Raw genomic sequence first — 5,428 nt, 5'->3', positions numbered from 1 at the left:
AAAACAAAACCCCAACTGCTTTCGCAATTGGGGTTTCGGAATTTAATCTTGACGATGACCTACTCTCACATGGGGAAACCCCACACTACCATCGGCGATGCATCGTTTCACTGCTGAGTTCGGGATGGGATCAGGTGGTTCCAACGCTCTATGGTCGTCAAGAAATTCGGGTACTGAGTCGTGACCAGATGGCCTCGCTTCAGCAAATTGGGTATGTGACAGCTGGTGTTTTGTGAGTCTTTCGAACTTTCGGTTCGTTTCGTCTTCACACACCGCAATCTGGTCTCTTCGACGCAAATTGCTTGGGTGTTATATGGTCAAGCCTCACGGGCAATTAGTATTGGTTAGCTCAACGCCTCACAGCGCTTACACACCCAACCTATCAACGTCGTAGTCTTCGACGGCCCTTCAGGGAACTCAAGGTTCCAGTGAGATCTCATCTTGAGGCAAGTTTCCCGCTTAGATGCTTTCAGCGGTTATCTTTCCCGAACATAGCTACCCGGCAATGCCACTGGCGTGACAACCGGAACACCAGAGGTTCGTCCACTCCGGTCCTCTCGTACTAGGAGCAGCCCCTCTCAAATCTCAAACGTCCACGGCAGATAGGGACCGAACTGTCTCACGACGTTCTAAACCCAGCTCGCGTACCACTTTAAATGGCGAACAGCCATACCCTTGGGACCGGCTTCAGCCCCAGGATGTGATGAGCCGACATCGAGGTGCCAAACACCGCCGTCGATATGAACTCTTGGGCGGTATCAGCCTGTTATCCCCGGAGTACCTTTTATCCGTTGAGCGATGGCCCTTCCATACAGAACCACCGGATCACTAAGACCTACTTTCGTACCTGCTCGACGTGTCTGTCTCGCAGTCAAGCGCGCTTTTGCCTTTATACTCTACGACCGATTTCCGACCGGTCTGAGCGCACCTTCGTACTCCTCCGTTACTCTTTAGGAGGAGACCGCCCCAGTCAAACTACCCACCATACACTGTCCTCGATCCGGATAACGGACCTGAGTTAGAACCTCAAAGTTGCCAGGGTGGTATTTCAAGGATGGCTCCACGCGAACTGGCGTCCACGCTTCAAAGCCTCCCACCTATCCTACACAAGCAAATTCAAAGTCCAGTGCAAAGCTATAGTAAAGGTTCACGGGGTCTTTCCGTCTAGCCGCGGATACACTGCATCTTCACAGCGATTTCAATTTCACTGAGTCTCGGGTGGAGACAGCGCCGCCATCGTTACGCCATTCGTGCAGGTCGGAACTTACCCGACAAGGAATTTCGCTACCTTAGGACCGTTATAGTTACGGCCGCCGTTTACCGGGGCTTCGATCAAGAGCTTCGCGTTAGCTAACCCCATCAATTAACCTTCCGGCACCGGGCAGGCGTCACACCCTATACGTCCACTTTCGTGTTTGCAGAGTGCTGTGTTTTTAATAAACAGTCGCAGCGGCCTGGTATCTTCGACCGGCATGAGCTTACGGAGCAAGTCCTTCACCCTCACCGGCGCACCTTCTCCCGAAGTTACGGTGCCATTTTGCCTAGTTCCTTCACCCGAGTTCTCTCAAGCGCCTTGGTATTCTCTACCCAACCACCTGTGTCGGTTTGGGGTACGGTTCCTGGTTACCTGAAGCTTAGAAGCTTTTCTTGGAAGCATGGCATCAACCACTTCGTGTTCTAAAAGAACACTCGTCATCAGCTCTCGGCCTTAAGATCCCGGATTTACCTAAGATCTCAGCCTACCACCTTAAACTTGGACAACCAACGCCAAGCTGGCCTAGCCTTCTCCGTCCCTCCATCGCAATAACCAGAAGTACAGGAATATTAACCTGTTTTCCATCGACTACGCTTTTCAGCCTCGCCTTAGGGACCGACTAACCCTGCGTCGATTAACGTTGCGCAGGAAACCTTGGTCTTTCGGCGTGGGTGTTTTTCACACCCATTGTCGTTACTCATGTCAGCATTCGCACTTCTGATACCTCCAGCAAGCTTCTCAACTCACCTTCACAGGCTTACAGAACGCTCCTCTACCGCATCACCCGAAGGTGATACCCGTAGCTTCGGTGTATGGTTTGAGCCCCGTTACATCTTCCGCGCAGGCCGACTCGACTAGTGAGCTATTACGCTTTCTTTAAAGGGTGGCTGCTTCTAAGCCAACCTCCTAGCTGTCTAAGCCTTCCCACATCGTTTCCCACTTAACCATAACTTTGGGACCTTAGCTGACGGTCTGGGTTGTTTCCCTTTTCACGACGGACGTTAGCACCCGCCGTGTGTCTCCCATGCTCGGCACTTGTAGGTATTCGGAGTTTGCATCGGTTTGGTAAGTCGGGATGACCCCCTAGCCGAAACAGTGCTCTACCCCCTACAGTGATACATGAGGCGCTACCTAAATAGCTTTCGAGGAGAACCAGCTATCTCCGAGCTTGATTAGCCTTTCACTCCGATCCACAGGTCATCCGCTAACTTTTCAACGGTAGTCGGTTCGGTCCTCCAGTTAGTGTTACCCAACCTTCAACCTGCCCATGGATAGATCGCCCGGTTTCGGGTCTATTCCCAGCGACTAGACGCCCTATTAAGACTCGCTTTCGCTACGCCTCCCCTATTCGGTTAAGCTCGCCACTGAAAATAAGTCGCTGACCCATTATACAAAAGGTACGCAGTCACCCAACAAAGTGGGCTCCCACTGCTTGTACGCATACGGTTTCAGGATCTATTTCACTCCCCTCTCCGGGGTTCTTTTCGCCTTTCCCTCACGGTACTAGTTCACTATCGGTCAGTCAGTAGTATTTAGCCTTGGAGGATGGTCCCCCCATATTCAGACAAAGTTTCTCGTGCTCCGTCCTACTCGATTTCATGACTAAGAGATTTTCGCGTACAGGGCTATCACCCACTATGGCCGCACTTTCCAGAGCGTTCCGCTAATCTCAAAGCCACTTAAGGGCTAGTCCCCGTTCGCTCGCCACTACTAAGGGAATCTCGGTTGATTTCTTTTCCTCAGGGTACTTAGATGTTTCAGTTCCCCTGGTTCGCCTCTTGCACCTATGTATTCAGTACAAGATAACCATCTTATGATGGCTGGGTTCCCCCATTCAGACATCTCCGGATCAAAGTCTGTTTGCCGACTCCCCGAAGCTTTTCGCAGGCTACCACGTCTTTCATCGCCTCTGACTGCCAAGGCATCCACCGTATGCGCTTCTTCACTTGACCATATAACCCCAAGCAATCTGGTTATACTGTGAAGACGACATTCGCCGAAAATTCGAATTTCTCAATTAAGAGAACTCACAAATTTTACCTTAGCCTGATCCGTTACCAGTGAAAGTAACGTTCAGTCTATCTTTCTATCACATACCCAAATTTTTAAAGAACGAACTAGTCAAAGACTAGAAATCAACATTCATCATCACAGCGATGGAATGCTCATTTCTAAGCTTTCAAACTTCAGAAGCAGTAGTGGTGGAGCCAAACGGGATCGAACCGTTGACCTCCTGCGTGCAAGGCAGGCGCTCTCCCAGCTGAGCTATGGCCCCGTATTTCTACAGGCGTTTCCCACACAAAATTGGTGGGTCTGGGCAGATTCGAACTGCCGACCTCACCCTTATCAGGGGTGCGCTCTAACCAACTGAGCTACAGACCCAATTTCGGGCTGCTTCTTTCGTCTTCTTCAATGAATCAAGCAATTCGTGTGGGAACTTATGGAGCAGCTGATGTCGTCGATTAAGGAGGTGATCCAGCCGCAGGTTCCCCTACGGCTACCTTGTTACGACTTCACCCCAGTCATGAATCACACCGTGGTAACCGTCCTCCCGAAGGTTAGACTAGCTACTTCTGGTGCAACCCACTCCCATGGTGTGACGGGCGGTGTGTACAAGGCCCGGGAACGTATTCACCGTGACATTCTGATTCACGATTACTAGCGATTCCGACTTCACGCAGTCGAGTTGCAGACTGCGATCCGGACTACGATCGGTTTTATGGGATTAGCTCCACCTCGCGGCTTGGCAACCCTTTGTACCGACCATTGTAGCACGTGTGTAGCCCAGGCCGTAAGGGCCATGATGACTTGACGTCATCCCCACCTTCCTCCGGTTTGTCACCGGCAGTCTCCTTAGAGTGCCCACCATGACGTGCTGGTAACTAAGGACAAGGGTTGCGCTCGTTACGGGACTTAACCCAACATCTCACGACACGAGCTGACGACAGCCATGCAGCACCTGTCTCAATGTTCCCGAAGGCACCAATCCATCTCTGGAAAGTTCATTGGATGTCAAGGCCTGGTAAGGTTCTTCGCGTTGCTTCGAATTAAACCACATGCTCCACCGCTTGTGCGGGCCCCCGTCAATTCATTTGAGTTTTAACCTTGCGGCCGTACTCCCCAGGCGGTCAACTTAATGCGTTAGCTGCGCCACTAAGAGCTCAAGGCTCCCAACGGCTAGTTGACATCGTTTACGGCGTGGACTACCAGGGTATCTAATCCTGTTTGCTCCCCACGCTTTCGCACCTCAGTGTCAGTATCAGTCCAGGTGGTCGCCTTCGCCACTGGTGTTCCTTCCTATATCTACGCATTTCACCGCTACACAGGAAATTCCACCACCCTCTACCATACTCTAGCTCGACAGTTTTGAATGCAGTTCCCAGGTTGAGCCCGGGGATTTCACATCCAACTTAACGAACCACCTACGCGCGCTTTACGCCCAGTAATTCCGATTAACGCTTGCACCCTCTGTATTACCGCGGCTGCTGGCACAGAGTTAGCCGGTGCTTATTCTGTCGGTAACGTCAAAATTGCAGAGTATTAATCTACAACCCTTCCTCCCAACTTAAAGTGCTTTACAATCCGAAGACCTTCTTCACACACGCGGCATGGCTGGATCAGGCTTTCGCCCATTGTCCAATATTCCCCACTGCTGCCTCCCGTAGGAGTCTGGACCGTGTCTCAGTTCCAGTGTGACTGATCATCCTCTCAGACCAGTTACGGATCGTCGCCTTGGTGAGCCATTACCTCACCAACTAGCTAATCCGACCTAGGCTCATCTGATAGCGCAAGGCCCGAAGGTCCCCTGCTTTCTCCCGTAGGACGTATGCGGTATTAGCGTTCCTTTCGAAACGTTGTCCCCCACTACCAGGCAGATTCCTAGGCATTACTCACCCGTCCGCCGCTGAATCCAGGAGCAAGCTCCTCTCATCCGCTCGACTTGCATGTGTTAGGCCTGCCGCCAGCGTTCAATCTGAGCCATGATCAAACTCTTCAGTTCAAACATCTTTGGGTTTTTAAGAAACCCTAAACTTGGCTCAGCAATCGTTGGTTACATCTTTGATTTCTCGCGGAGTAACTTGTGATGCTGATAATCTTGTTGACTATCAGTCTGACTCCACAAGCACCCACACGAATTGCTTGATTCAGTTGTTAAAGAGCGGTTGGTTAAGA

The 5,428-nt window shown here is 51.3% G+C and carries 2 tRNA genes and 3 rRNA genes; all 5 read right to left on the bottom strand.

Annotated features, from left to right (window positions below):
* Window positions 1-46: 46 nt before the first annotated feature.
* Window positions 47-162, bottom strand: a 5S ribosomal RNA gene (gene rrf / locus CKW38_RS29345).
* Between the two features lie 151 nt (window positions 163-313).
* Window positions 314-3,207: ribosomal RNA gene (locus CKW38_RS29340) — 23S ribosomal RNA — on the bottom strand.
* A gap of 247 nt (window positions 3,208-3,454) precedes the next feature.
* A tRNA-Ala gene (locus CKW38_RS29335) sits at window positions 3,455-3,530 on the bottom strand.
* Between the two features lie 30 nt (window positions 3,531-3,560).
* Window positions 3,561-3,637 (bottom strand) — tRNA-Ile (locus CKW38_RS29330).
* Between the two features lie 81 nt (window positions 3,638-3,718).
* Window positions 3,719-5,255, bottom strand: a 16S ribosomal RNA gene (locus CKW38_RS29325).
* The 16S, 23S and 5S rRNA genes sit together here with 2 tRNA genes alongside, the layout of an rRNA operon.
* Window positions 5,256-5,428 lie beyond the last annotated feature (173 nt).

The organism is Pseudomonas sp. Irchel 3H7 (assembly GCF_900187605.1).
GTDB lineage: Bacteria > Pseudomonadota > Gammaproteobacteria > Pseudomonadales > Pseudomonadaceae > Aquipseudomonas.
This window is presented reverse-complemented; position numbering and strand designations above follow the sequence as displayed.